This is a genomic window from Blautia wexlerae (genome assembly GCF_013300825.1).
In the GTDB taxonomy this organism is placed as follows: domain Bacteria; phylum Bacillota; class Clostridia; order Lachnospirales; family Lachnospiraceae; genus Blautia_A; species Blautia_A wexlerae_B.
On record NZ_JAAIMY010000006.1, the window covers coordinates 58,472 to 82,007 of the forward strand.

Consider the following 23,536-nt stretch of genomic DNA (forward strand, 5'->3'; position numbering starts at 1 on the left):
CTGTTATTCTTCTGGCACCGGCCAGATTCTGATACAGTTTGGTTCTGTAATCTTAATCGGCTTGCCGTTCATCACAATAATATTCTTCTCATAATCCACTGTAAAAATAGTCAGTGTATTACTTGCATGATTAGCCAGCACCAGATGCTTATCATCCGGTAAAAGCACCAGATCTTTCGGATATTCACCACTGATCGGAAGTGTAAACTTCCTTGTCAGCATACCAGTCTCCTCATCACGCTCAAACATGGAAACTGTATCCTCACCTGCTGTTGTACAGAAAAGATGCTTGCCATCATTTGCAAGAGAAAGACCGGACGCTGCATTATGTGTATCATGAACATCCTTCTTCGCACTTGTCTCAATCGTCTGGATCAGTTCAAACGCCGGAACCTTACCGCTTCCATCATATTTGTAAGCCCTGATCTCATTACTGAGTTCAAAGAGAATATAAGCAAACTTACCATCATCGCTAAAACGAATGATACGCGGGCCACTCTCTCTCGGACATCTCAGGATGTCTACCAGTTCCAGCTTATTGCGCAATTTGTTGACACGGTAAATCTTCACCTGATCGATTCCGTTATCTACTGCACAGAGATATTTATTATCCGGAGTCGGACGAACACAGTTCACATGGGGACGGAAGTTACGCTCTGCAACACTTCCGAGTCCTGTATGGAATACGCCATCCATCAGGCTTCCAAGTCTGCCGTCCTTATGAGTATGTACAACAGTCACCTTACCGTCATGATATCCGGCAACATAAAGATACTTACCGTCAACATCTGTAGAAAGGAAACAGCCTCTCATTCCATCAATATTTACACTGTTGATACGTGACAGATCACCATTTTTATCACGTTCAAATACTGCAACACCCTCATCCTCGATAGAATAAAGATATTTACCATTCTTTGAAACAGCCATGTGGGAAGCATTACTTACTTCAACACTGCTGCGTTCTGTAAGAGTGCCATTCTCAACATCAACATCATAAACATGGATTCCCTGTCTGGAAGCGCCATGCGTATAAGTTCCCACATAAGCTACATATTTCTTTTCACTCATAATGCTTTTTTCCTCCTGCTGTCCTGAAGTTTATTTATCATCGCTCACTCTGTTTCCGTCTGCTGCCAGTGAGCAATGATGTTTTCGTCCCGATATTGCCGGACGATGTCATACGATAGGAAGATTATAGCACATTTTCCTAATCAGAACAAGATTACGGAACTCAGTTTTATGTATTTTTTCCAGTTCATAGGGTACTGTCGTTACTGTTCACATACAAGCCAAAATTCTATTGCTGCAGGCAATCTGGAATGAATTTTGGCTAAGTTCTATACCGGATAAGCGCTCTGCTGTTTATTTGGTAAAATAATTTCTGACAGCTTCCAGTGTCTGGTCTATGATCTCATCTGTATGGGCAACAGATAAAAACATTGCCTCAAACTGTGACGGAGCCATATGGATTCCCTGTGCAAGCATTCCCTTGAAATATTCAGAGAAAGCTTTTGTATCTGAAGATTTGGCTGATGTATAATCCACAACCTCCTGCTCTGTAAAGAACAGGCTTCCCAAGGAAGATACGTGATTGATATGGTAAGGCAGATTTTTCTCTGCCAGGATTTTCTCCATACCGCCATAGAGACGTTTTCCTTTTTCCTCCAGATCTTTATAGATTTCCTGGTGCTCATAGAGGTATTTTAACTGTGTCAGTCCTGCTGCCATTGCAATAGGATTTCCGCTTAAGGTACCGGCCTGATAAACCTTTCCAACAGGAGAAACCAGTTCCATGATTTCTCTTCTTCCACCATATGCACCAACCGGCATACCTGCACCAATGATCTTACCATAGGTAACCAGATCAGGGGTCACGCCAAAATATTCTGCAGCACCGCCAAAAGCCAGACGGAAACCAGTAATAACCTCGTCAAAGATCAAAAGAGCACCGTACTCATCGCAGAGCTTTCTCAGACCTTCCAGGAACCCCTTTTTCGGAGGAACCACACCCATATTGGCGCCTACAGCTTCCACAATAACAGCAGCAGTCTGTCCGTCAGCCTGCTCCATCAGTGCACGTACACTGTCCAGATCATTATAAACAGCAGTCATGGTATCCTCTGTGCATCCCTTAGGCACACCTGCACTGTCCGGAACACCGCTTGTCATCACACCGGAGCCTGCGCTTACCAGCATGGCATCACTGTGTCCATGATAGCATCCTGCAAATTTAATAATCTTATTCTTTCCTGTAAATCCTCTGGCAACACGGACTGCACTCATAACAGCCTCTGTACCGGAATTTACCATACGCACCATATCCACATGTGGAATATGGTCACAGATGAATTCAGCCATCTCCACTTCGATTGCAGTTGCACATCCGAAGCTGAGACCCTTTTCACATGCCTTCAGTACACTTTCTTTTACTTCCGAAAAATTATGTCCCAGGATCATAGGTCCCCAGGAATCGATATAATCCACATATTCTTTTCCATCAACATCATAAATATGGCATCCGTCTGCACGGTCGATAAATCTCGGTGCAATACCGATAGCGCCATAGGCACGTACAGGACTGTTTACTCCTCCCGGAATTACCTTTACTGCTCTGTCAAATAATTCTTCTGATAAACCCATCAGCCGATTCTCCCTTCATCCATGCATTTTGCAAGTTCTTTTGCATAATAAGTAAGATAGATCTGGGCACCTGCACGGTATGCACTGACTGCCATCTCACACATAATACGTTCTTCATCGATCCAGCCCATCTTTGCAGCTGCTTTCACCATTGCATATTCACCGCTTACACTGTATGTTGCAACCGGCACATTTACAGCCTTTGATACCTCAGAGACCATATCCAGATAAGACATGGCAGGTTTTACCATAATGATATCTGCGCCCTCTTCCACATCCGTAAGAGCTTCCTTCATTCCTTCTCTTCTGTTATGGAAATCCATCTGGTAACTCTTTCTGTCACCAAAAGACGGTGCAGAACCTGCTGCATCACGGAATGGTCCGTAGAAAGCAGATGCATATTTTACTGCATAGGACATGATCGGTGCTCCATAATGTCCGTTCGCATCAAGAGCCTCACGGATAGCACGTACACGTCCGTCCATCATATCAGAGGGAGCTACCATATCTGCGCCTGCCTCTACATGGGAAACAGCTGTTTTAGCCAGTAATTCCAGTGTTGCATCATTATTTACATCATGACCGCAGAGCACTCCGCAGTGTCCGTGTGAAGTGTACTCACACATACATACATCTGTGATATAGTACATGTCCGGGAACTGTTTCTTTGCTTCTCTCAGGGCTTTCTGTACGATTCCGTTGGGGTCGTACGCACCGCTTCCCACCTCATCCTTATGATCCGGGATACCGAACAGCATAATGCTGTTTACTCCTGCATTCTGCAGACGTTCCAGTTCAAAAGGAAGACGGTCTACACTATAGCGGAACTGTCCTTCCATAGAAGGGATCTCTTCTTCGATTCCTGTTCCCTCTTTTACAAATAAGGGATAGATAAGGGAAGACTTGTCCATTCTTGTCTCTCTTACCATTTTTCTTAAATTTTCACTGCCTCTTAATCTTCTTGGTCTCTGAATTAAATCCATGTCTTTTTGCTCCTTTTATCAACAATTCTCATAACTGTTCCATTTTTTGCAGAATAGTTATCAGTTTTCCTGTTTCATCTCTTCCACAAGCTCTATGAGACTTTCGATGGTAGCTTTCTTTGCCATGCGGGTCTGCATACCATAAGCATCTGCTGCAGATTTGGTCTGTTTTCCGATACAGGCGGCTTTTACCTTCGTATAGTCTAGTCCCTTTGTGCCTTCCACAAAGCCCTTTACAGTGGATGCACTGGTAAATACTACACAGTCCACACTTCCTGTCTCCAGCTCTTTCTTCTCATCGATCAGCCTGCTCTTTTCATAACAGGTTGTGTAAGTAGCAATGTCATCTACCTTCGCACCTGTCTGCTCCAGCAGTTCTGTCAGCTTTTTATTTCCGGCTTCAGCTCTTGGGATCAGGATTTTTTCATTTCCCTGAAGTTGTTTTGCAAGCTCTGCTCCAAGAGTATCTCCGTCATACACACCTGGCACAAAATCAGCTAGCAGGTGATGCTCTTTCAGCTTTTTCTTCGTTCCTTCACCGATCACTGCGATCTTCGCCTGTCCCAGGCTGCGCACATCCATCTCTTTTCTGTCCATCTCGTCAAAAAAGATCTCCACACCTGCAGGACTTGTAAAAATGATCCACTGATAAGTATCCAGTTTTTCAAATGCCTCATACAGTCTGCCATTATCCTCCACAGGTACTGTACAGATAGACGGCAGCTCCAGAACCTCGGCACCTTTCTGACGGAGAAGATCTGCTGTCTTTGAAATATGCTGTCTTGGTCTTGTGACCAGAACCTTCCAGCCTGCCAGAGGAAGCTTCTCATACCAGGAAAATTTATCAGCCAGGGAGCAGACCTTACCCACAACAATAATGGCAGGTGTCTCTATCCCCTGTCTGTCCACCTCTTCCTTGAGGGTACCTACAGTAGCAACCACCCGCTTCTGTCCTGCTGTTGTTCCTTTCTGAAGAACTGCTGCCGGCATATCCGGATCCATTCCACCTGCAAGAAGCCCTTTGCAGATATCCTCCAGTGCTGCAATTCCCATTAGAAACACCAGTGTTCCCTTTGTCCGGGTCAGTGCTTTAAAATCTATATCATACTCCTGCCCTGCGCGTTTATGTCCTGTAATAATATGTAAGGACGAACAGAAATCCCTGTGTGTCACAGGAATCCCATTATAAGCAGGAACAGAGATGGGAGATGTCACTCCGGGTATAATCTCATAAGGGATTCCATTCTCAGAAAGAAGTTCCAGTTCCTCCCCGCCTCTTCCAAAGAGAAAGGGATCTCCACCTTTAAGTCTTACTACTTTATTTCCTTTCTCAGCTTCTTCCAGAAGAACCTTATTAATATCCTCCTGCACCATTGTATGGTGATTTGCTCTTTTACCTACATTAATCAGTCTGGCATGCTCCGGGATCTTTGCCAGAACCCCTTCGCCTACCAGACTGTCATATACTACCACATCTGCCTGCTGCAGAACCGCTGCGCCCTTTAATGTAAAAAGCCCGATATCACCCGGTCCCGCACCAACCAGCCAAACCTTGCCAGCTGCCATGTTTCTTCTCCTTTTTGCATCACAAGAATTTTCTTTTTATAAATTTTTTATCTTCCCTCACAGTCAGATTTCAATTGCTTTGCAAGAGCTGTTCCAAGCTTCTCTCCATCCTCTGCTGCACCTCTGATCTGACCTGTAAGCCACTTTCCTGTAGCTTCACTGTAATATAAACCGCGGATAAAGATCTCATCTCCGTCCACCTCTGCAAATGCAGCTACAGGCGAAGAACATCCTCCGTCCAGATATTTTACATATGCGCGCTCTGCAGTTCCTGCAATCCAGGCATCCCTGTCACAGTATCCGTCCAGATACCCATAATCCTCACCTTTGCGTCCCTGCACAGCCAGAATCCCCTGACCTGCTGAAGGAATCAGCTCATCCGGTGTAAAATATCTACTGATCCTGTTTTCCAGCCCCAGTCGTTTCAGACCTGCCGCTGCCAGGATCAGCCCGGAATACTCTCCTTCATCCAGCTTGCGAAGCCTTGTCTGCAGATTTCCACGGATACTCTTTACCTCCATCTCAGGATACAGCTTCTTTAACTGAAGAGTTCTCCTTAAGCTGGAACATCCCAGAGGTTTATCCGGATCCAGCTCCGCCACTCCCTCAGGAAGCACCAGTACATCTCTTGGATCCTCACGCTTTGAAAAAGCCAGAAGGGGAAGCTCTTTTGGAACCTCCATAGGCATATCCTTAAGACTGTGTACAGACAGATTGCTTTTACCATCCAGCAATGCCCTGTCCAGTTCTTTTACAAACAATCCTTTTCCGCCCACCTTATCCAGGGTACGGTCCAGAATAATATCTCCTGTTGTTTTCATAGTCAGGATATTTACTGTTATTTCAGGGCCGGCATTTTCTTCGCGGCTTTTCTGCTCTATGTAGCTTTTTACCATCTCACTCTGGAGAACGGCCAGTTTACTCTCTCTACTTCCAATGATCACCTCAGTCATCATTTGCCTCCTCATTCTCATCTTCCTGCGCAACCCTCTCCAGGGCATTCTGGATTTCTTCTCTTATCCTGCGCGCTTTTTTATGGTCCAGACCGCTGGCTGTGATTCCCACCACCAGTCCATCCTCCATATAGATCCCGGGGAAATAAAAATCGCACTGTTCTCTGTCGCTGGCTACATTAACATAAACGCCTTCCTGCCTGCAGATCCTGTGGATCTCATCATTTAACTTTCTGTCATTGGTAGCTGCGATCACCATATATGCCATTCCAAAGTCTGTACGCTTCACCGGACGTGTGATTAGCTCTACATAGCCGGCTTTGCTAAGCTCCATCATCTCCATAGTGACCTTCGGAGCAATGACTCTGATATTTCTGGTAAATGATAAAAGGGTTTTCACTCGACGGGTTGCAATGTTTCCGCCGCCCACAACCACGATATTCTTGTCTGATAAATCTATAAACATTGGAAAATACGGCTTATTCTTCATATATTTTCTCCAGTCCTGCCACACACTCAAGGAAAATCTCCTGATTCAGACTGTCACGCAGACCAAAGATCAGTTTATTTACTACTTTTCCTGCTGCCGTATCCACTGCATGGACCAGATTCTGCCTGTCATCCTCTTCCATAGGTGTTTTCTTTAATATCTTTGCAATCCTTAAATTCAGGTCATTGACTGCCTCATCTTTAATATCCTGAATTCTTGGAATCAGGTCTCTTCCATCCAGCCATTGGAAAAATTCATCCATCTGCTCTCTTACGATCGCGCCTGCTGCCTCCAGATTTTCCTGAAGTTCTGCAGGAACCTCCTCTATACGGAAGCTGTCCATGTCATAAAGTGTGACCCCCTGGAGCTTTCCAACAGATGGCTCTATATCTCTGGGAACTGCCAGATCGATCAGAATCAGGTCATCCTTTGTCCGGATTCCCTGGAATAATTCTTCTCTTAATGTGAAATTCGGGCTTGCAGTTGCACTCACTACAAGGTCACACTGCGGCACATACTCCATTCTATCACCGTAATTAATGCGCTTACAGCCCAGCGGAATATTCACAACTCCGCTTCTGTACTGACGGATGGTCACTGTCACATCTGCACCTGCCTCCTGCAAGGCCTGAGCAGCCACCTTGCCCATCTCACCGTTACCGATAACCATACAGGTCTTATCCCTGAGAGAATACCCTTTCTCTGCCAGAAATCCGATGGCCTGATGGATCACTGACGGATTTCCATGAGAAAAAGGAACCTCTGTCTTAATCCTCTTTCCTGCTGTAGCAGCCATTCTGAACAGAACCTCCAGAACACCATCTGCCGCAAAATTCTCTCTTGCCAGATTCAGGGCATCCTTCACCTGTGTAAGGATCTGATCCTCCCCTATGATCTGTGATTTCAGACCACTGGTAAGATAAAAAAGATGCTCAACTGCCTCCTGATCCTTACGCTCCACAAAATATTGTCTGTAAGAATCCTCAGTAATTCCCTTTATCCTGCAGAGGCAGTCATAAAGACAGACATCCACCTCATCATCCACACTTGCCCAGACCTCCAGGCGGTTACAGGTGGACAGGATCACGCATCCATATATTCCATTTTGATTCTTTATTTTTTCCATTGCTTCACCGGCATTTTTCTTTGTAAATGCAAATTTCGCACGAATATCCACCGGTGCCATATTATGGTCAATTCCAATCATGGAAATACTCATAATTTCTAACTCTCCTTCGTATTTCACCATTTCTCATTCATTTCATATCAAATCAAATATCCCACTGGCAACAGGGTATTTGATTTGATAAGAAATCCGGACAGCTAAAAAGCGCCGTCAGAGATATCATAATCATTTCCTGTTAAGATGTCAATTGCAAACACGGAAAAAGCCTATTCTTATAGTAAAAGGCTCATACCAACCTGTTACTATCGCAAGTGACAGTGGCAAACGAAGTAAAATGGTATAATATAGATATAGATAGAATACGTATGTAAACGAATTTCCCGGGATAATGAAATGCATATGGGTCCCGAACAAGAAAGGAGGGTTTCTATGAACAGAAAGTGCAAAAAGATAGGGATTTTTATAGGTCTTACTATGGCAATTACAGGTATGACTGCCTGCGGTGAAACTGAACCGGAAGAAACACCGGTGGTGAAAGAAGAAACTGCGAAACCAACAGAAACACCGGCACCAACTTCAACGCCGACTCCCACACCGACCCCGATTCCTGAATATGTAGATTATGATTATGAGGAAGCCGGAGTTACCATTCAGATTCCAGGTATGTTGTGGGATATCAAACCGGAGAAAACAGATTCAGGTCTTATATTTACAGCTCCTGATGAAAAATGGCTTGTTCGTTTCTATCCGCTTACCTATGACAGGAAAATTCGTGTATATGATAATCTGACAAATGTTTTTGGAGAAGATGGCTCGAAAGTAAAAGATAAAAATTTAAGCTCCGTTTCCATTGAAGAAGGGGACTATGGAAATTCAGGTTATAAGTACAAACGTTATACATGGGCTTTAGATGTAGAAAAAGCAAGCGCATATGAATCATTTATTACGGCGTACCCCCATATTGTTGAAATTATCAACTATGACCAGACTGCGATTGAGGGATATAATGCAATTCTGGTGGAAGTTACAACACCGGAAGGACTGGATGAGGCCGGCTCTTTAGATCGGGAACAGTTTTATGCGTATACTTCGCTGAAAGAATCATTATCCAGAGATATTCAGGATCAAACTGCAACTCGCGAAAAATATCCGGATGTTTCGGATATTGACACCAAAGAGACACGCCGCTTTGTAGAGAATCTGACATTTGCAGAAGGCGGCTCTACCATTGCAGCTTCTATTGACGGAGTTGAACTGGAAATTCCTGCATTTTGGGAAATAATTCCTACGTCTGCTGAGCAACATCTTCTGGTATCTTTTAACAGAGGTACGGAGGAGAAAGGATCTCTTGCAATCCATCCGGCTACTATGAATGGATATGATCCCGTTTATAATGCATTACTTGGCTGTGGACGTGGTGCTGGTGTGGACCGGGATGACCAGGAAGAGATTCAGGCGCGGTTTAAAGCTGCAGAAGCAGATGGTCTGGTAAAAGAATTCAAGGCAGGAAAAACTGTTTTCTACGGTGCATATTCACCAGTATCACATAAACTTTCTTTCAATACCCTGTTTACCAAAGAGCATTGTCTGTGTATAGAGCTTTACTTTTTAAAAGAACTATCAAAAGAAGAACTGTGGGATTATGCCCAGGGCGAGAATTTTCAGACCGTACTGAATTCTATGAAAATTGATGTAAATATTCCAACGGCAGAAGAAATACAAATAGATAGGTCGTTTGATATTAGTAACGATGGTGTTCTGAAGAAATACAAAGGAACTGATCCGGAAGTGATCATATCAGATGTGATCAAGGGAATAGAAGTTAAAGAAATCGGCGAATATGCATTTTACAATTGTGCTGATGTTAAGAAAGTAGTTATTTCATCAGCAGTAGAACGGATCGATAAAGGCGCATTCGCAAATTGTGCAGCACTTGAAGAAGTTACCCTGCCATCCACATTAAAATATCTGGGGGATTATGCATTTGAAGATTGTTCTTCTCTTACGAAAATAGAGTTACCTGACGGTCTGGAGGAAGTTGGTGTTGAAGCATTCAGCAAGACATCAATTGAAAAACTGACAGTTCCGGGAAGCATGAAAGTTATTGGTACGAACGTTTTTGGTGATATGATGAATTTACATGAAATCCATATAGAAGAAGGCGTAGAAGAAATTGGGGAAAGTGCATTTCAAGGTGCCGGTTCAAGAGATACTTATGATGCGCCGGAACATTGGGTTTTCATGGACAAAGAAATGGCTGCCAGATATGCAGATCACATCATCGATCCAGCCGTTCATACTGAAATACCATGGTGGATTAATATTTATCTGCCGTCTACGATAAAGAAAATTGGAGACGCCATTTTGGCAGGCAGCAGAGTGGAGGGCATTTATATGGAATCCTTTGATTCTGTGGAATCTCTTCCTGAGTTTTACGTTGGTGAAGAAATATATGAAACTACCTTCGGAGGAATTGAATATCTTTCGCAAATTTATTTTACAAAGGATACCATTGATAAATGTGGAAAGGAATTAGACGAATTCTTTATGTCCCTTCCATTTGGAGAGGACTGGGCATGGTATTATGAAGGCAACGATATCTACTGGATAGATGAGTCTGCAAGAGATTTTATGACACCTGAAGATCTGAAAACAGTTTTCGGTGAATAACGGATATGCTCCCATGGGATTTTGTTTTTTATAAAAAGGGAAGGTGATGAAATTTATGAAGATATTGAAGAAAGCAGGAGGGGTTCTCCTTGTAATAATCGGAATATTCTTTTTTGTATCTGCTTTAAAGATGATCTTTGTGGATAACCCCAAAACAAAAGCAGCTCTGAAAAACTCAGTTTACGTTGATGCAGCAGATACGATCGACCCGGAAAACGATGGAAAGACAGTCATTGTATGCGGCACATTCGAGCTGACTGAACCGGCACATGATGATGAGCTTGGACTGGACTTTGACAGCATCCGCATTTCAAGTTCAAAACAGACAATGAAATTAACAAAATCTTCTTCCAAAAAGAAGGAGGCAATGACTGACGACGAAAAGAAATATGGCGTTCTGGAATGGAATTCATCTTTCAGCAGCATGCCGGTATCAGGCCAGGGGAAAATTGGAAATTATGCACTTTCGCAGGATTTTATTGATGATATTATGCTGACCAAAACCTGGGAAGATTACGACAAGGCAGCATTATCATCTGCCGGTTATACATATGTACCGGATAACACCTATACACAGAAGCATTTTATAGAACCATCGAACCAGACGACACGTTCACATAAAGAATATGATGTTCGTTATTATTATTCTGCTGCTGATTTCGAAACAGGGCAAACCGTAACTGCTATCGGCATACAGGACGGACAGACTCTCAAATCCGCACCCGGAATCACAGAGAATCTGATGAAAAATAAACTTGACCGCGATGAAGCGATCAAACAGGGCGGCACCCCAGGTGTAGGAGCCCAGATCTTTTCAGTTGTTTCCTCATTGCTGTTAATATTAGGAGGGTTCCTTCTTATTATATTATGAGAAATAAATCTATAGCAATCCTCTTAAATGCATTATTTACGAGGATTGCTATAAAAATAAGATATTGCTGTATCATCAAATCAGATGGTTAGGCGATATCCTCTGTGACATACTCCGTATCTAGTACATCGTTTTCGAAATAACTATACCACTCACTTGTCTGCAAATCCGAGTGCACAGGTCTAAAAGCCTCAGCGTAGCCCGCTACGCCTGCGTTTTTAGACCTGCACACTCGAATCCGCATCCTACGCGATTGGTATAGTTATTTACGAAACGATGTACTAGCTTTTTACTTCTCAATTCTAAGCATGCGATATCCAATGCCAATATGTGTCTGGATGTATTGCACTCCATTTTTCTCAGGCTCCAGTTTTTTTCGCAATGTTGCCATAAAAACTCTAAGAGAAGCAACGTCATTATCCGAACATCGTCCCCAAATCTGCTGGGTAATATAGGTATGTGTCAATACCTTTCCCACATTGCGGGACAAAAGACAGAGCAGCTTATATTCTATAGGTGTCAGATGCAATTCCTCTCCCTTCAGATATGTACAACCTGCCGTATAGTCTATCTTTAATCCACCATTCTCAAAAACAGAGCTTTCTATCTGCTCTCCGCTCTGCATAACCGCAAGTCTCCTCTGGGTGACACGAATACGCGCAAGTAATTCCTCAACAGAGAACGGTTTCGTAATATAATCATCTGCTCCTGCATCCAACGCCTCTATTTTATCTGTGTCCTCACTTCTGGCGCTGATCACAATAATCGGCATGTTCGACCAGGTACGGATTTTTTTAATCACTTCTACCCCTTCCATATCAGGAAGCCCCAGATCCAGAAGAACAATATCCGGATTGTGGGACGAAGCTTCCAGAATAGCTGAAGATCCGTTTTCTGCAGCCAGATATTTATAGTCATGTGTTTTTAATGTAGTAACGATCAGATTGCGTATGGGTCTGTCATCTTCAACCACCAAAATTAATGTTTTATTCATTTAATGTCACCTCGCTTAAGGGTAAAGTAAAAGTAAAATTACATCCATGAGGATTATGATCTGTCAGAGCCAGGGTTCCTTCATGTGCTTCTATAATAGAGCAGCAAAGTGCCAGTCCAAGTCCCAGACTTCGTTGACTATCCGCAACTGTTGTTTTCCCTGTATAAAACATCTCAAAAATATGTGACTTCATTTCTTCCGGAATTCCCGGGCCATTATCTTCCACACTTATCTGCGCTTTCCCATCTGTTTTCGTTCCCCGAATGCAGATCACAGAACCCGGCGGTGTATATTTTATTGCATTGTCAACTAAATTTACCAGAACCTGCATAATAAGACGTACATCCATACGTGCAAGAACAAGTTCTTCACAGTCTGTCACAATTTTATAATCATCATGTTTCCGGCTGATATGCCTCAGGGATTCTGCAATCACCTCATCCAGAAGCTGGTCTGTAAATTTAAATTTCAGTCTTCCGTCATTCAGTCTGGTAATGGAAAGCAGATTCTCCACAACTCCGATCAGCCATTCAGAATCATCATAGATATCGCTATAAATCTGATGTTTGGTAGCTTCGTCCAGACGGTCACTATTGCCAAGCAGCATATCTGCATTACCGGAAATGGAGCAAAGCGGCGTACGAAGATCATGCGAAATCGCCCGAAGAAGATCTGCCCGCAGCTGTTCATTTTTGGCCATAACTGCATTTTTTTCTTTTTCCAATGCATTTTTCGCATTTTCCATTGCAAGCGCACATTCATTTATTACAGACAACAGGATGCTGTATTCAAAAGTGTCCAGTGTTTCTTTTTGCAATGGTATCCCAATCACACCGTAAACATTATCCCCGCTCCGGATTGCCAGATATAAACATTTAGCCTGAGGAAAATGGTGTGTGGACGCACCGGCATGCTGTCTGTTTTCACAGACCCATTTGGCTATCTGCTGCTCTTCTGGTATCAAAAAATCTTCTGTGTCCTCTTTTTCCCCGGAGAAAAGCTTTCCCTCTGATAAAGTTCCATTTTCTACTACATATGCTGTAATATTGCGGTTTAATAAACGGAGAAGCTGTGTACAGGTGACATCAAGAATCTCTGTTTCTCCTTTTGCCTTTTGCAGCAGACGGTCTGTATCGAACAGAATCTGTGCACGAAAGGCAAGCTGTGTAGACAGCTTTGCATGTGTTTTCAGCTTTGCTGCAAGTGCTCCCGTAAGTACGGATGAAATAAGCATTATGAAAAATGTCACCGGATAACCCACCGCATAGGTTTTGAAAGACATCCTTGGTTCTGTCAGAAAAAAACAAAATAAAAATACACTTAAGAAAGAGCCTGCCACACTGCAAAGATAGCCATCTGTCACAATCGAAGTAAGCAAAACCCCCAGAATATATATGGTTACAATATTCGTATCCGTAAAATTCAGTTTCTGAAACAACAGACCAATTAAAGTGCATACCACAAATATAAATACCGTCAGAAAATAATCCTTTGCAGACGGTTTTTCCATAGACCATGTGAATGATCGTTTCTGATGATTCACATTTTTTAAACTCATCCTGTCCCCCACCTTTTTACTGTTTTGAAAATTATATCATGGGGCTGTGTTGTGGTCAAAAGTCTTTTTTACTATATGCGGAAGCACTTTTGAAGAGCTCTGTATTCTCCTAGCACCAGTAATTTACTATTCTCTTCCAAATACGTATCCGGAGAAATTGCAATATTAAATTCTCCTTCATTTTTTACTGCCAGAATATTAATATTGTAACGCTTTCTGATATCCAGTCCGCCTACAGTTTTTCCAGTCCATTCCTCTGGCACTTCTACCTCAAAAATCGCATGGGAAGCATCCACCTCCATATAATCAAGGATATGATCATCTGTGTAACGGATAGATGCCCATTTTGCAACCTGCTTTTCCGGATAAACCACCTTATCTGCACCATTGCGTAAGAGAAATTTTTCCTGAACATCACGTTCAGCTCTGGATATTACCAGTTTTGCTCCCAGTTCTTTCAGAAGGGAAGTGGTCTCAAGAGAATTCTGAAAGCTTCCTCCAATAGTCACAAAACAGATATCGTAGTTTCCAATTCCAAGGGATTGTAAAAATTCAGCATTGGTACTGTCCCCGATCTGGGCGTTAGTCACAAACGGAAGCACTTTGTCCACCCTTTCTTCATTCCAGTCAACTGCCATAATTTCATGCCCAAGCTGATTCAGCTGCATGGCAATATGTCTTCCAAATCTTCCAAGTCCAATAATCAATACATTCTTCATGATATTACTTTTCTCCTTCTCATCCAACTGTGATTTTCTCCAGAGGAAGCTTTGCATTTCCCTTATTTCTTCCTGAGAATACTGCATAAATCAGGGTCAGGCCGCCTACGCGTCCCAGATACATCAGTATGATCAGCACAACTTGTGAAAAAACATGAAGTCCCGGTGTGACTCCCAAGGTCAGACCTACCGTGCCCACAGCTGAAGCTGCTTCATACAGACAATCCAAAAGGGGAAGACCCTCGTATACGCTGATTGCAACACCTCCACAAAAGAATAATGTAAAATAGAGCATAGCTATTGTGGCTGCATTTTTTATCACATGATACTCCAGTCTCCGTCCAAAAGCCCCTGCATTTTCCTGACTGCGAAAGGTTGCAATTGCATTTAAAATCAGTACCGTAAAAGTAGTTGTTTTCATTCCTCCTGCTGTAGAACCCGGCGAACCACCGATCAGCATTAACAGTATCATAACCGCTTTTGATGCCTCGCTCATCTCTGAAATGTCTATGGTATTAAAGCCGGCAGTTCTTGTAGTTACCGATTGAAACATGGCAGCTAACAGGCGTTCTCCCGCAGGCAGGTTTTTCAGATCACAGGCAAAGAAAAAAACTGCCGGAAAAACAATCAGGCATACAGTAGTCATGAGAATAATCTTGCTTTGCATGCGGTAACGTTTAAAATTCATTTTATTCCTATAAATATCATCCCAGGTAAGAAAACCAATTCCTCCTGTAATGATCAGCAGCATAATTACCACATTTATAAGGATATTTCCGGAATAGCCCGTCAGAGACGGAAAGGCATTATCTGCTGTTCCCAGAATGTCAAATCCTGCATTACAAAAAGCAGAAATAGAATGAAAGACTGCCATCCAGATTCCCTTTAAGCCATAATCTGATGCAAAAACCGGCAGCAATAACATAGCTCCTGCTGCTTCAATCAAAAGAGTCCCCTTTAAAATGAACCTTGTCAGTCTGACAATTCCTCCAACTTTAGGTGCTGAAATTGCATCCTGCATTGTACTTCTTTGCATGAGAGATATTTTTTTCCCTGAAAGAAGCGAAACCGCTGCCGCTACGGTTACTACTCCAAGTCCACCTATTTGTATAAGCGCAAGAATAACTGTCTGTCCGAACACAGACCAGTAACTTCCGCTGTCCTTTACTACAAGTCCTGTAACGCATACTGCCGAAGTGGCTGTAAAAAGTGCCTCATGAAATGGCGTCGGCACTTTGTCCAAAGAGGAAACCGGAAGCATCAGCAAAATACTTCCCAAAAGGATCACACCTGCAAATCCCAGAATAATCAGCTGAAAAGATGTCAGGTGTTTTTTCTTACACATTTTTTCCGGCATAAATGATCATAACTCCTTACTAATGATTCTATAGCAATATCTTCATAATGCGCTTTATTATATACAATTGCTTTCAAAGATAGTATAAAAGTCTATGATTTCGTATTAAGATTGTATAAAGACAGTCAACACTTTTACAAATAGCGTATCAGCATATACTATAATCTTATAACTATTGATTTCTCAACAAAGACAGACGGATATACATTCAGCTCAAATCTGATATCCGGATTTCTTTAACTCTTCCCTATACAATTCAGCTATATATGCCGGACCATTGCACCACAGCTTTGTTTTTTCATCATACAGTGCTTTTCCTGTCTTTGAACATAGAAAATCTGTCAATATCTCTTTTCTGTCCTTGCCCGTTTCTTCTGCAATCTCATCTGTTACCATAGTGATAAGAAGGTCAATTGTATAATTCATTTTTTCTTTCGATGAGCTGCAATGCAATGTAACCAGGATAGAGAACAAAGTCATCTTTTAACTCAAGCACTAATCTCTATTCCCTTTCTTTGCAAAAATTCAGTAATATCTTCAAGCACAGCTTCATCGACTTCACAATGAAAAATCCCATAACATTTTTCTATATATCCAAGAACATCGGCTTCTTTAAACAAGTGGATAATCTGTTCAACAGGTAAATGCCACTCTTCTGAAGCAAGCCGGATTAATCTTGTTTGCATGAAAGTAATCTCTGTTTTCTCACTCATTATGAATCCGCCTCATTTTTCTTGGTCAATAAAACTGGAATTGACATAACTCACTTAGATTGCTTATGCCAAGCATATAAGTAGATAGCAAGGAACACTCCCGCAAAACAACTAATGATTACGCCTGCAATCAAAGCAGGATAATAACTTGTAATCAAGCCTGTATCTGCTGTTACGATGAAGATAATGCCAATAACGAATGCTATAACATAGATAATGGGCATAAACTTTTTCATAAAATCACCTCCTTGTCAACTTTCGATTTCTTAGTTTCAAAAACTTGAAGTTAACAAACAAACTCATTTTTTTCTCATTAAACACTTCTTAAATATCCAACTTACAGTAGCTCCAATAACCAAACCTATACTCGCTGTTGTTAAATTCTCTGCAAACCCTTGAAAACACTGAATTTTACTTTGTAATTATGACTTTTCCTTCAGAATCCAGAAGAGGTGTAATACCAGCCCCGTATCCAGATTTCCAACAAAGATAATTAACTCCAGTCTCCTTATCTACAAGAATTTGTCGAATCCCTTCATCTTTAAGCGAACTTCCATCTCTAAATATAACTTCAAATCTTTCTTTGCCATGTTTATTCCTCCTCGTTAAGCGTTAAATCCCGATTTCACGCTTTTTTTCACCCCATATGTTTATTTCTCATTCAAATATATTTAGATTATATCATGATTCGCACCTTCGGTGCTTACCGTTGCTTCGCAACTATCATGATCCAATTCGCCGTTCGCCAATCATGCAAGCATGTTGGCTTTCTTGCGCTCATTATATCACGATTTTGTTAGGTTGAATACCTGTACTTTTTGATTTCTTCTGTAAAATGGAAAAGAGGATATCCCGGCAAAGGGCAGCCTCTCCAACCAAACTTTACTAACACAACTCATTTTTATAAGTGTTTTAAGGAACACTATCATATGACTCCAAAACAGTTTAAAAATAAATAATTTATTATTATCAGAAGAATCTTTTTTATAATTAAATACACACTAATTCATCTGACATTTCTCTCTGAGAGTGTCATAAATTTTCCTTGTTTCTGATTCATCTACGCCATTTACCACCAATATTTTTCCGCCTATATCCATAACTACATATGAGTGGCAGGATGCATGGGTGTAGCGGATATAATCTCCATAAATATCATTTCTGAAATTTCCCATACCATACTTCAGGTTTCCCATACCATTTGTTCTGCGATCATTCCCATTTTGAAATAAATTTTCTTTGTATGAGATACTGTCAATCTGCTCATAATCCACTGTATAATCACTCCATCCCTGTGCCTCAACAGTAAAATCATTATCATGGAAACTGATATCAATACCACCCCAGAACAAAGTCCATATAGTAAATATTACAACAAAAACTGATACGATTACATATATCACGATTGTCTTCTTGTTATACTGGATTTTTAATTTTTCTCCGGCTTCCATTTTTTTCTTATAAAAAAGATAAGAATAAAGAATGCTGACAATTGCAGTAGCCATAATGCTTACAATATACAAAACCAAAGCAGCAATGCTTTCTCCAAAAAGGCCGCAAAGCATACATAAGACACCTGATGCCACCCATAATTTTCCACTGAATCTATGAGTTGCACTCCAGTTTTCTTCATCCTGCAATGTCCATACAACCCTGATTCCTATGGTGTTATTCTGTTTCACCTTTGGCAAATAATTTCCTATGATCATAAACAGTAATCCTGTTCCAAAGTAAATTACTGCCATAAACAGATTCTCACTATCCGCATCCATACTGATCAGTCTTGCCATACCATTATAGATTAACGCGGTAACAGGTATCATCCATATGACCATCCCTATAACCTTGCTGCTCTGCTGTCTGTTCCTGTTGTCATAAAAGATGATTGTCACCAGTATACAATCTGTCACTACAAAAAACACATTTATCCATATGCTCTGCGCCATCGTAAAACCCACCAAAATTCCTGCAAGCATTACCAGTACAGAACAGATCAATGTACCTTTATATTTTTTAATCATTTCCTTCATAATCCGATACCCCCTTTAAGTCTGTGATCCACAACATAACATCCTCCAATACAGAAGTATTTAGTTCGTAATAAATAAATTTTCCTTCCCTTTTGCTCCTGATCAGATCAGCATCCTTTAATATTGCCAAATGTCTGGATATAGACGCCCCCGTCACTGAAAAATGTTCACATATTTCTCCTGCTGAAAGCCGTCCGCCCTTTAACAAATTTAGAATCTCACGTCGTATTGGATCTGCCAGTGCTTTCAATGTATCCTGTAATCCCAATAGTTCATCACAGCCTTTCGTTTAACATTTAACCTAATTGTTAAATATAATATAGTATAAAGAATATCATATGTCAAGTGCACTCTCTTATTACTTATTACTTATTACTTTTTGCAATTTTCGAAGAAGGGGACTTCATCCTGCCCGGAAGGCTTTTTATGTTATAGAAACATTACGGAGTAATTTCCTATAACATAAAAAATAAGCAGCCACGCACGGTAAGGTGCATGACTGCTGTAGTTTTCAGACAAACTCAAAAGTCAAAAACAGAATTTTTCTATTCTGTATCACGGTGAATATTTTCTCACTCTTAACGGAATCCCATTCTGAGCAGCCAGGACTTTGCTCTGCTCTACTTTTTCCTCGCCGATCACATCTACAACTGTGAAGCGTACATCATCAAGATACTGCTTACAGTCTCTTGCAAATTTCAGCATGGCATCAAAGGATTTCTCGCCGTATGCTGGACGGACTACTTCATTGTAGGATGCTGCGTCCGGCATATTCAGGCTGATGGATATACTGTCTACAGCCTGACAGATTTCTTTTGCAGTAGAACGTTTGTGGATCAGATCAGATAATCCGTTGGTATTCAGCCTGATCCGGAATGGGTATCTTTCCCTGATATATTTGCTTACTGCTATAAGGTTCTCAAGAGCCATGGTCGGTTCTCCGTATCCGCAGAAAACCACTTCATTACAGTCTGAAAAATCAAACTCATCAATGGCTTTGTAAATCTCTTCCAATGCAGGTTCATGTTCAAACCAGAGATTGGATGCCTCACCGATGGCATCCTCTGTATTTCGGATGCAGAAAGTGCATCTGCATGGACATTTATTGGTAATGTTAAAATATACCTGGTTTTTATATCTGTATATGATATCTGTTGTCATTTTATATTCTCCTCAGTGTCAAGCGGATAAAATCATCCGCTTCGCTACTTGATCCGGTTAATTTCAGTTATTTTATTTTTCCTATTATTTCGCAATATTAGTCTTAAATCCGATTTTATCAAGTGCAGTACCGATGATCACAAACATAATGGCACTTCCCCCTGACTGTACAATGCTTCCGCTGACAGAAGTAAAGAAGGATGCTGTAAATCCAAACATAATTCCTTCTGCAATATAGTATCCTGTTGCTGAGATGGCGAATGCAAGGAATAATGCAACTACATTTCTCTTTGTGACCAGCTTTGTTCCTTTAGAAGAAAACGGAAGACAGATCAGCATTTTGATAATTATAGTTGCAGGCGCCCATACAGGTGCTGTCAGAAGATCTGCCAGGCCACCTCCGATTGCTCCTGCCGCACATGCGTAAGGTAATGGCAGAAATGCTGCTGCCAGATAGATCATAGTGTCACCCAGATGTACATATCCTCCGTTCACCCCTACCGGAATGTGGAAGATATAAGCTGTCATTAAAGTAGTCAGTGCTGCCATTACCGCTGTGGCTGTGATCCTTTTCACTGTATCGGCTGTTTTGATGTTCTCTTTTGCTGTTAATTCAGACATAATATGATCCCTCCTGTTATATATTTTACTTAACTGTCCGGCATTTGGTATCTATGATTTCCTGTCTTATATCTGTGTCAGTATCCCCAGATATTTTTCAAAGCAGACTCCATCATTTCTGTCAGTTCCTTCTTCCACTGCATCGTGAATAGCTCCACCCAGAAATTCAACAGCCTTCTCCACACATGCTTTCATGGGAATCCCTCTCACCATTCCCGCACTCAGAACAGATGCCAGAAGATCTCCTGTTCCGGAATAACTGCCGCCCTCTTTTACAGAAAAACACCAGTCTGCTTTTTCTTTCTCCAGAACCAGATTTCCCATTCGTGCTCTGCCGTCACTGCCGGACACCTCTACTCCTGTGATCACAATTGCTTCCAGCCCAAAACGCTGAGTCAGTTCTCTGCCGGATGTTTCTATTTCCTTAAGCAACTGTGTTTCTTCCATATCAGAAAACGCTTTCATTCTTTCTTTCATCCCCTCTTCTCCATACAGAAGAAGAAGTGCCTCTGTCAGGTTCGGCGTAATCACTGTAGCTTCTCTGACCAGAGTCCGCATTTTTTCACAGAGAGTCTCTGAATAGGTTTTGTATGTTTCCCCTCTGTCTCCCATAACCGGATCAACCAGGATATGTGTTCCCTCTGTGCAGAACATATCTACAAATTTCAGGATCAGATCCACCTGTCTGGCATCTCCCAGAAATCCTGTATAAACACCATCCGGTGTAAATCCCGTTTTTTTCCACTCATCCATGATCAGCTCCATCCGGTCTGTATAATCATCCCAGAAATAAGATCCATATCCTGTCTGATTACTCAATATTGCGGTGGGCAGCGGACAAGCCTGGACTCCCATGGCAGAAATTACAGGAATCGCTGCTGTAAGAGAGCATTTTCCCAGACCGGACAGATCATGAATTACTGCAATTTTTTTCAATTTTTTATTCCTCTTGCTTTCTTTTATGCTTTGTATTAATATAGCATCACAGTGGATATATGAATATAGCCAGATTTAATGTTTTTTTAAGGGTCAGTTTATTTTTAACCCTATAGCAATTCAAGAATGCCATCAGCATGTTTGAAGGATCGGAGTTTTACATATGGAATTGATTTTAGATAAGAATAAAAAAAAGGAACACCTGTATCTGGAGGTGTTCCACTATTACAGGGAACTGATCATGGAGAAAAAGCTCCCGCCCGGAAGCAGGATGCCCTCTCTTCGAAAATGTTCGCAGGAACTGAAGCTGAGCCGCACCACCATTGAAAATGCCTATCTGCAGCTGGCTGCGGAGGGATATATTATTTCCAAAGCCCAGAGCGGATACTATGTGACAGATATAGCTGACAGACAACACACATCTGTCAGAAAAACAGAGAAACATGCTCAGACACCTTGCCGGTTTGATTTTGCTTCTTCAGGAGTAGATCGGGAGAGTTTCCGTTTTGACCTTTGGAGACGTTATATCAAAAGCGCTCTTCGCCAGGATGAAAGATTACTGTCTTATGGAGAGCCTCAGGGTGAGGCTGACCTGAGAGATACACTTGCCGATTATGTGAGAGAACGTAGAAACGTGCTATGTAGTGGGGAGGATATTGTGATCGGTGCAGGTATTCAGAGTCTTTTGCACATCCTCTGCCCGCTCCTTGAGCAACGCCAGACTGTTTCTTTTCCCAATCCTTCCTTTGTACAGGGAAGCACTGTGTTTCATGACTATGGATTTCAGGTAGATTACAGGAATAAGGACTGTGATGTTATTTATGTTTCTCCTGCACATATGACAAAATGGGGTGATATTATGCCTGTTTCCAGACGCCTGGAGCTGGTGAATTACTCTGCTGCACATGGCAGTCTGGTCATTGAGGATGATTTTGAAAATGAATTTGTGTATCTGCAGAAGCCTACCCCTTCTCTTTTTGGTCTGGCAGGCGGTCAGAATGTGGTGTATCTGGGAACCTTTTCCAGACTTCTGCTGCCCTCCATCCGTATCAGTTTTATGGTCCTGCCTCCGGAGCTGTCTGCACTGTACAGAAAAAAAGCAGACCAATATAATCAGACAGCATCAAAGGCAGAGCAGATTGCTCTGTGCCAATTTATCCGGGATGGTCACCTGGCAGCACAGACCCGTAAGCTGAAACGTCTGTATTCTGTAAAGCTGAAAGCACTCCGCAGTGCTGTGCGGGAAGTATTTGGAAAAGATTCCCAGATCCAGACCGGAGCCGCAGGTACCAGCCTGGCCCTGACTCTGTCCACAACTCTTACCTGGCAGGAGCTTCAAAAAAAGGCACAGACCAATGGTCTGCGCCTACAGCTTCTGAGAGAGGCTCCCGGTAAGATTACCCTGATTCTCTCCTGCTCCTCCATGCCTGTGGCAGATTTCGTCCCGGCATGTAAGCTGTTAAAAGATATCAGTCAGATACAGAATTAGTATCCTCTGTTATTATCAATCATATAAAGCAATGCATTACAGATACATGCGGCAACATTGCTTCCGCCCTTTCTTCCTCTGGCTACAATATAAGGTACGTCTGCCTGCATGATCAGTTCCTTGGACTGGACCACATTTACAAAGCCTACCGGCACACCGATGATCAGCTCAGGATCCAGCTTGCCATCCTCAATCAGTTCATAGAGACGTACCAGCGCAGTGGGGGCATTTCCGATGGCAAAGATCAGCTTCTTTCCCATGGCAGCAGCCTTATCCATGCTGGCTGTAGCTCTTGTGGTTCCGTTGGCTTTGGCTGTGGCAGCTACGTCCTCGTCAGAGATAAAGCAGAATACTTCTCCGCCGTAACGGGAAAGGACTCTCTTGTTGATCCCGGACTCTGCCATGTGTGTATCTGTCACAATGCAGGCACCGTCTTTGATAGCAGCAATTGCTTTCTCAACTGCATTCTCAGAGAAACAGAGATTCTCTGCATAATCAAAGTCTGCGCTTGTGTGAATACATCTCTTTACGATCAGCTCTGTTCCGGGAACCAGCTTTGTATCTCCAAGTTCCTCTGTAATGATCTCAAAGCTGCGTTTCTCTATATCCATTGGTTTTACATTTTCCAGTTCTACTTTCATTCCTTATCTCCCAAA

Annotated in this window: 24 protein-coding genes; 3 read left to right on the plus strand and 21 right to left on the minus strand. The window is 42.1% G+C overall.

Annotated features, from left to right (window positions below):
• Positions 1–3: 3 nt before the first annotated feature.
• From G4417_RS04945 to hemA, 7 genes are all read right to left on the minus strand, one after another.
• Positions 4–1,071: a lactonase family protein gene (locus tag G4417_RS04945; RefSeq protein ID WP_173682848.1), complete on the minus strand. Its 1,068-nt coding sequence runs from the start codon at positions 1,069–1,071 to the stop codon at positions 4–6.
• A gap of 294 nt (positions 1,072–1,365) precedes the next feature.
• On the minus strand, positions 1,366–2,643 hold the full coding sequence (hemL, locus tag G4417_RS04950) for a glutamate-1-semialdehyde 2,1-aminomutase (protein WP_173682847.1): 1,278 nt from the start codon (positions 2,641–2,643) through the stop codon (positions 1,366–1,368).
• The gene (gene hemB, locus G4417_RS04955) at positions 2,643–3,626 is read right to left on the minus strand and encodes a porphobilinogen synthase (protein WP_008704753.1); all 984 of its coding nucleotides are present in this window, start codon (positions 3,624–3,626) and stop codon (positions 2,643–2,645) included. Before hemB ends, hemL begins: the two co-directional genes overlap by 1 nt.
• 60 nt (positions 3,627–3,686) lie before the next feature.
• Positions 3,687–5,192, minus strand: coding sequence for a uroporphyrinogen-III C-methyltransferase (gene cobA / locus G4417_RS04960; RefSeq protein ID WP_173682846.1), 1,506 nt, complete (start codon positions 5,190–5,192; stop codon positions 3,687–3,689).
• A gap of 47 nt (positions 5,193–5,239) precedes the next feature.
• Positions 5,240–6,160, minus strand: a complete 921-nt coding sequence (gene hemC / locus G4417_RS04965; RefSeq protein ID WP_330598161.1) for a hydroxymethylbilane synthase — start codon at positions 6,158–6,160, stop codon at positions 5,240–5,242.
• Positions 6,138–6,635, minus strand: coding sequence for a precorrin-2 dehydrogenase/sirohydrochlorin ferrochelatase family protein (locus G4417_RS04970; protein ID WP_173682845.1), 498 nt, complete (start codon positions 6,633–6,635; stop codon positions 6,138–6,140). Before G4417_RS04970 ends, hemC begins: the two co-directional genes overlap by 23 nt.
• On the minus strand, positions 6,625–7,854 hold the full coding sequence (gene hemA, locus G4417_RS04975; protein ID WP_025576942.1) for a glutamyl-tRNA reductase: 1,230 nt from the start codon (positions 7,852–7,854) through the stop codon (positions 6,625–6,627). Before hemA ends, G4417_RS04970 begins: the two co-directional genes overlap by 11 nt.
• Before the next feature lie 336 nt (positions 7,855–8,190).
• Here hemA and G4417_RS04980 point away from each other — a divergent pair, with 336 nt between their 5' ends.
• Together G4417_RS04980 and G4417_RS04985 are read left to right on the plus strand one after the other, a co-directional pair.
• Positions 8,191–10,431, plus strand: a complete 2,241-nt coding sequence (locus G4417_RS04980) for a leucine-rich repeat domain-containing protein (protein ID WP_173682844.1) — start codon at positions 8,191–8,193, stop codon at positions 10,429–10,431.
• Between the two features lie 55 nt (positions 10,432–10,486).
• Entirely contained in the window at positions 10,487–11,302 is an 816-nt protein-coding gene (locus tag G4417_RS04985) for a hypothetical protein (RefSeq protein WP_243872077.1), read from the plus strand.
• A 289-nt stretch (positions 11,303–11,591) separates the two neighbouring features.
• On the opposite strand, the gene G4417_RS04990 is transcribed toward G4417_RS04985, so the two are convergent.
• The 13 genes from G4417_RS04990 to G4417_RS05045 form a co-directional block, all read right to left on the minus strand.
• Entirely contained in the window at positions 11,592–12,296 is a 705-nt protein-coding gene (locus tag G4417_RS04990; protein ID WP_019161280.1) for a response regulator, read from the minus strand.
• A complete protein-coding gene (locus G4417_RS04995) occupies positions 12,289–13,854 on the minus strand; it encodes an ATP-binding protein (RefSeq protein WP_173682843.1) in 1,566 nt (521 codons plus the stop codon). Before G4417_RS04995 ends, G4417_RS04990 begins: the two co-directional genes overlap by 8 nt.
• A gap of 71 nt (positions 13,855–13,925) precedes the next feature.
• The gene (locus G4417_RS05000) at positions 13,926–14,573 is read right to left on the minus strand and encodes a potassium channel family protein (protein WP_055053464.1); all 648 of its coding nucleotides are present in this window, start codon (positions 14,571–14,573) and stop codon (positions 13,926–13,928) included.
• A gap of 19 nt (positions 14,574–14,592) precedes the next feature.
• Positions 14,593–15,930 (minus strand): TrkH family potassium uptake protein, encoded by a 1,338-nt coding sequence (locus tag G4417_RS05005; protein ID WP_173682842.1) that lies wholly within the window; start codon positions 15,928–15,930, stop codon positions 14,593–14,595.
• Positions 15,931–16,143: 213 nt separating this feature from the next.
• Positions 16,144–16,356, minus strand: a complete 213-nt coding sequence (locus G4417_RS05010; RefSeq protein ID WP_128867761.1) for a hypothetical protein — start codon at positions 16,354–16,356, stop codon at positions 16,144–16,146.
• A 62-nt stretch (positions 16,357–16,418) separates the two neighbouring features.
• Positions 16,419–16,643: a DUF3791 domain-containing protein gene (locus tag G4417_RS05015; RefSeq protein ID WP_173682840.1), complete on the minus strand. Its 225-nt coding sequence runs from the start codon at positions 16,641–16,643 to the stop codon at positions 16,419–16,421.
• Positions 16,644–16,693: 50 nt separating this feature from the next.
• Positions 16,694–16,879 carry a hypothetical protein gene (locus G4417_RS05020; RefSeq protein WP_055153920.1) on the minus strand — a complete coding sequence of 62 codons (186 nt, stop codon included), beginning with the start codon at positions 16,877–16,879 and terminating at the stop codon, positions 16,694–16,696.
• Between the two features lie 175 nt (positions 16,880–17,054).
• The gene (locus G4417_RS16915) at positions 17,055–17,210 is read right to left on the minus strand and encodes a DUF6440 family protein (protein ID WP_330598166.1); all 156 of its coding nucleotides are present in this window, start codon (positions 17,208–17,210) and stop codon (positions 17,055–17,057) included.
• 434 nt (positions 17,211–17,644) lie between these two features.
• Positions 17,645–18,673, minus strand: coding sequence for an SdpI family protein (locus tag G4417_RS05025; RefSeq protein ID WP_173682839.1), 1,029 nt, complete (start codon positions 18,671–18,673; stop codon positions 17,645–17,647).
• Entirely contained in the window at positions 18,657–18,941 is a 285-nt protein-coding gene (locus G4417_RS05030; RefSeq protein ID WP_008704791.1) for an autorepressor SdpR family transcription factor, read from the minus strand. The genes G4417_RS05025 and G4417_RS05030 overlap by 17 nt, the downstream gene beginning before the upstream one ends.
• A 287-nt stretch (positions 18,942–19,228) precedes the next feature.
• Positions 19,229–19,834, minus strand: coding sequence for a TIGR04100 family radical SAM protein (locus tag G4417_RS05035; RefSeq protein ID WP_173682838.1), 606 nt, complete (start codon positions 19,832–19,834; stop codon positions 19,229–19,231).
• Between the two features lie 84 nt (positions 19,835–19,918).
• Positions 19,919–20,455 carry a TIGR04002 family protein gene (locus G4417_RS05040; protein ID WP_008704793.1) on the minus strand — a complete coding sequence of 179 codons (537 nt, stop codon included), beginning with the start codon at positions 20,453–20,455 and terminating at the stop codon, positions 19,919–19,921.
• A gap of 66 nt (positions 20,456–20,521) precedes the next feature.
• Entirely contained in the window at positions 20,522–21,391 is an 870-nt protein-coding gene (locus G4417_RS05045; RefSeq protein WP_173682837.1) for a pyridoxamine kinase, read from the minus strand.
• A gap of 163 nt (positions 21,392–21,554) precedes the next feature.
• On the opposite strand from G4417_RS05045, the gene G4417_RS05050 reads away from it, so the two are divergent.
• The gene (locus tag G4417_RS05050) at positions 21,555–22,880 is read left to right on the plus strand and encodes a PLP-dependent aminotransferase family protein (protein WP_173682836.1); all 1,326 of its coding nucleotides are present in this window, start codon (positions 21,555–21,557) and stop codon (positions 22,878–22,880) included.
• On the opposite strand, the gene G4417_RS05055 is transcribed toward G4417_RS05050, so the two are convergent.
• Entirely contained in the window at positions 22,877–23,521 is a 645-nt protein-coding gene (locus G4417_RS05055; protein ID WP_173682835.1) for a precorrin-8X methylmutase, read from the minus strand. The genes G4417_RS05050 and G4417_RS05055 overlap by 4 nt on opposite strands.
• Positions 23,522–23,536 lie beyond the last annotated feature (15 nt).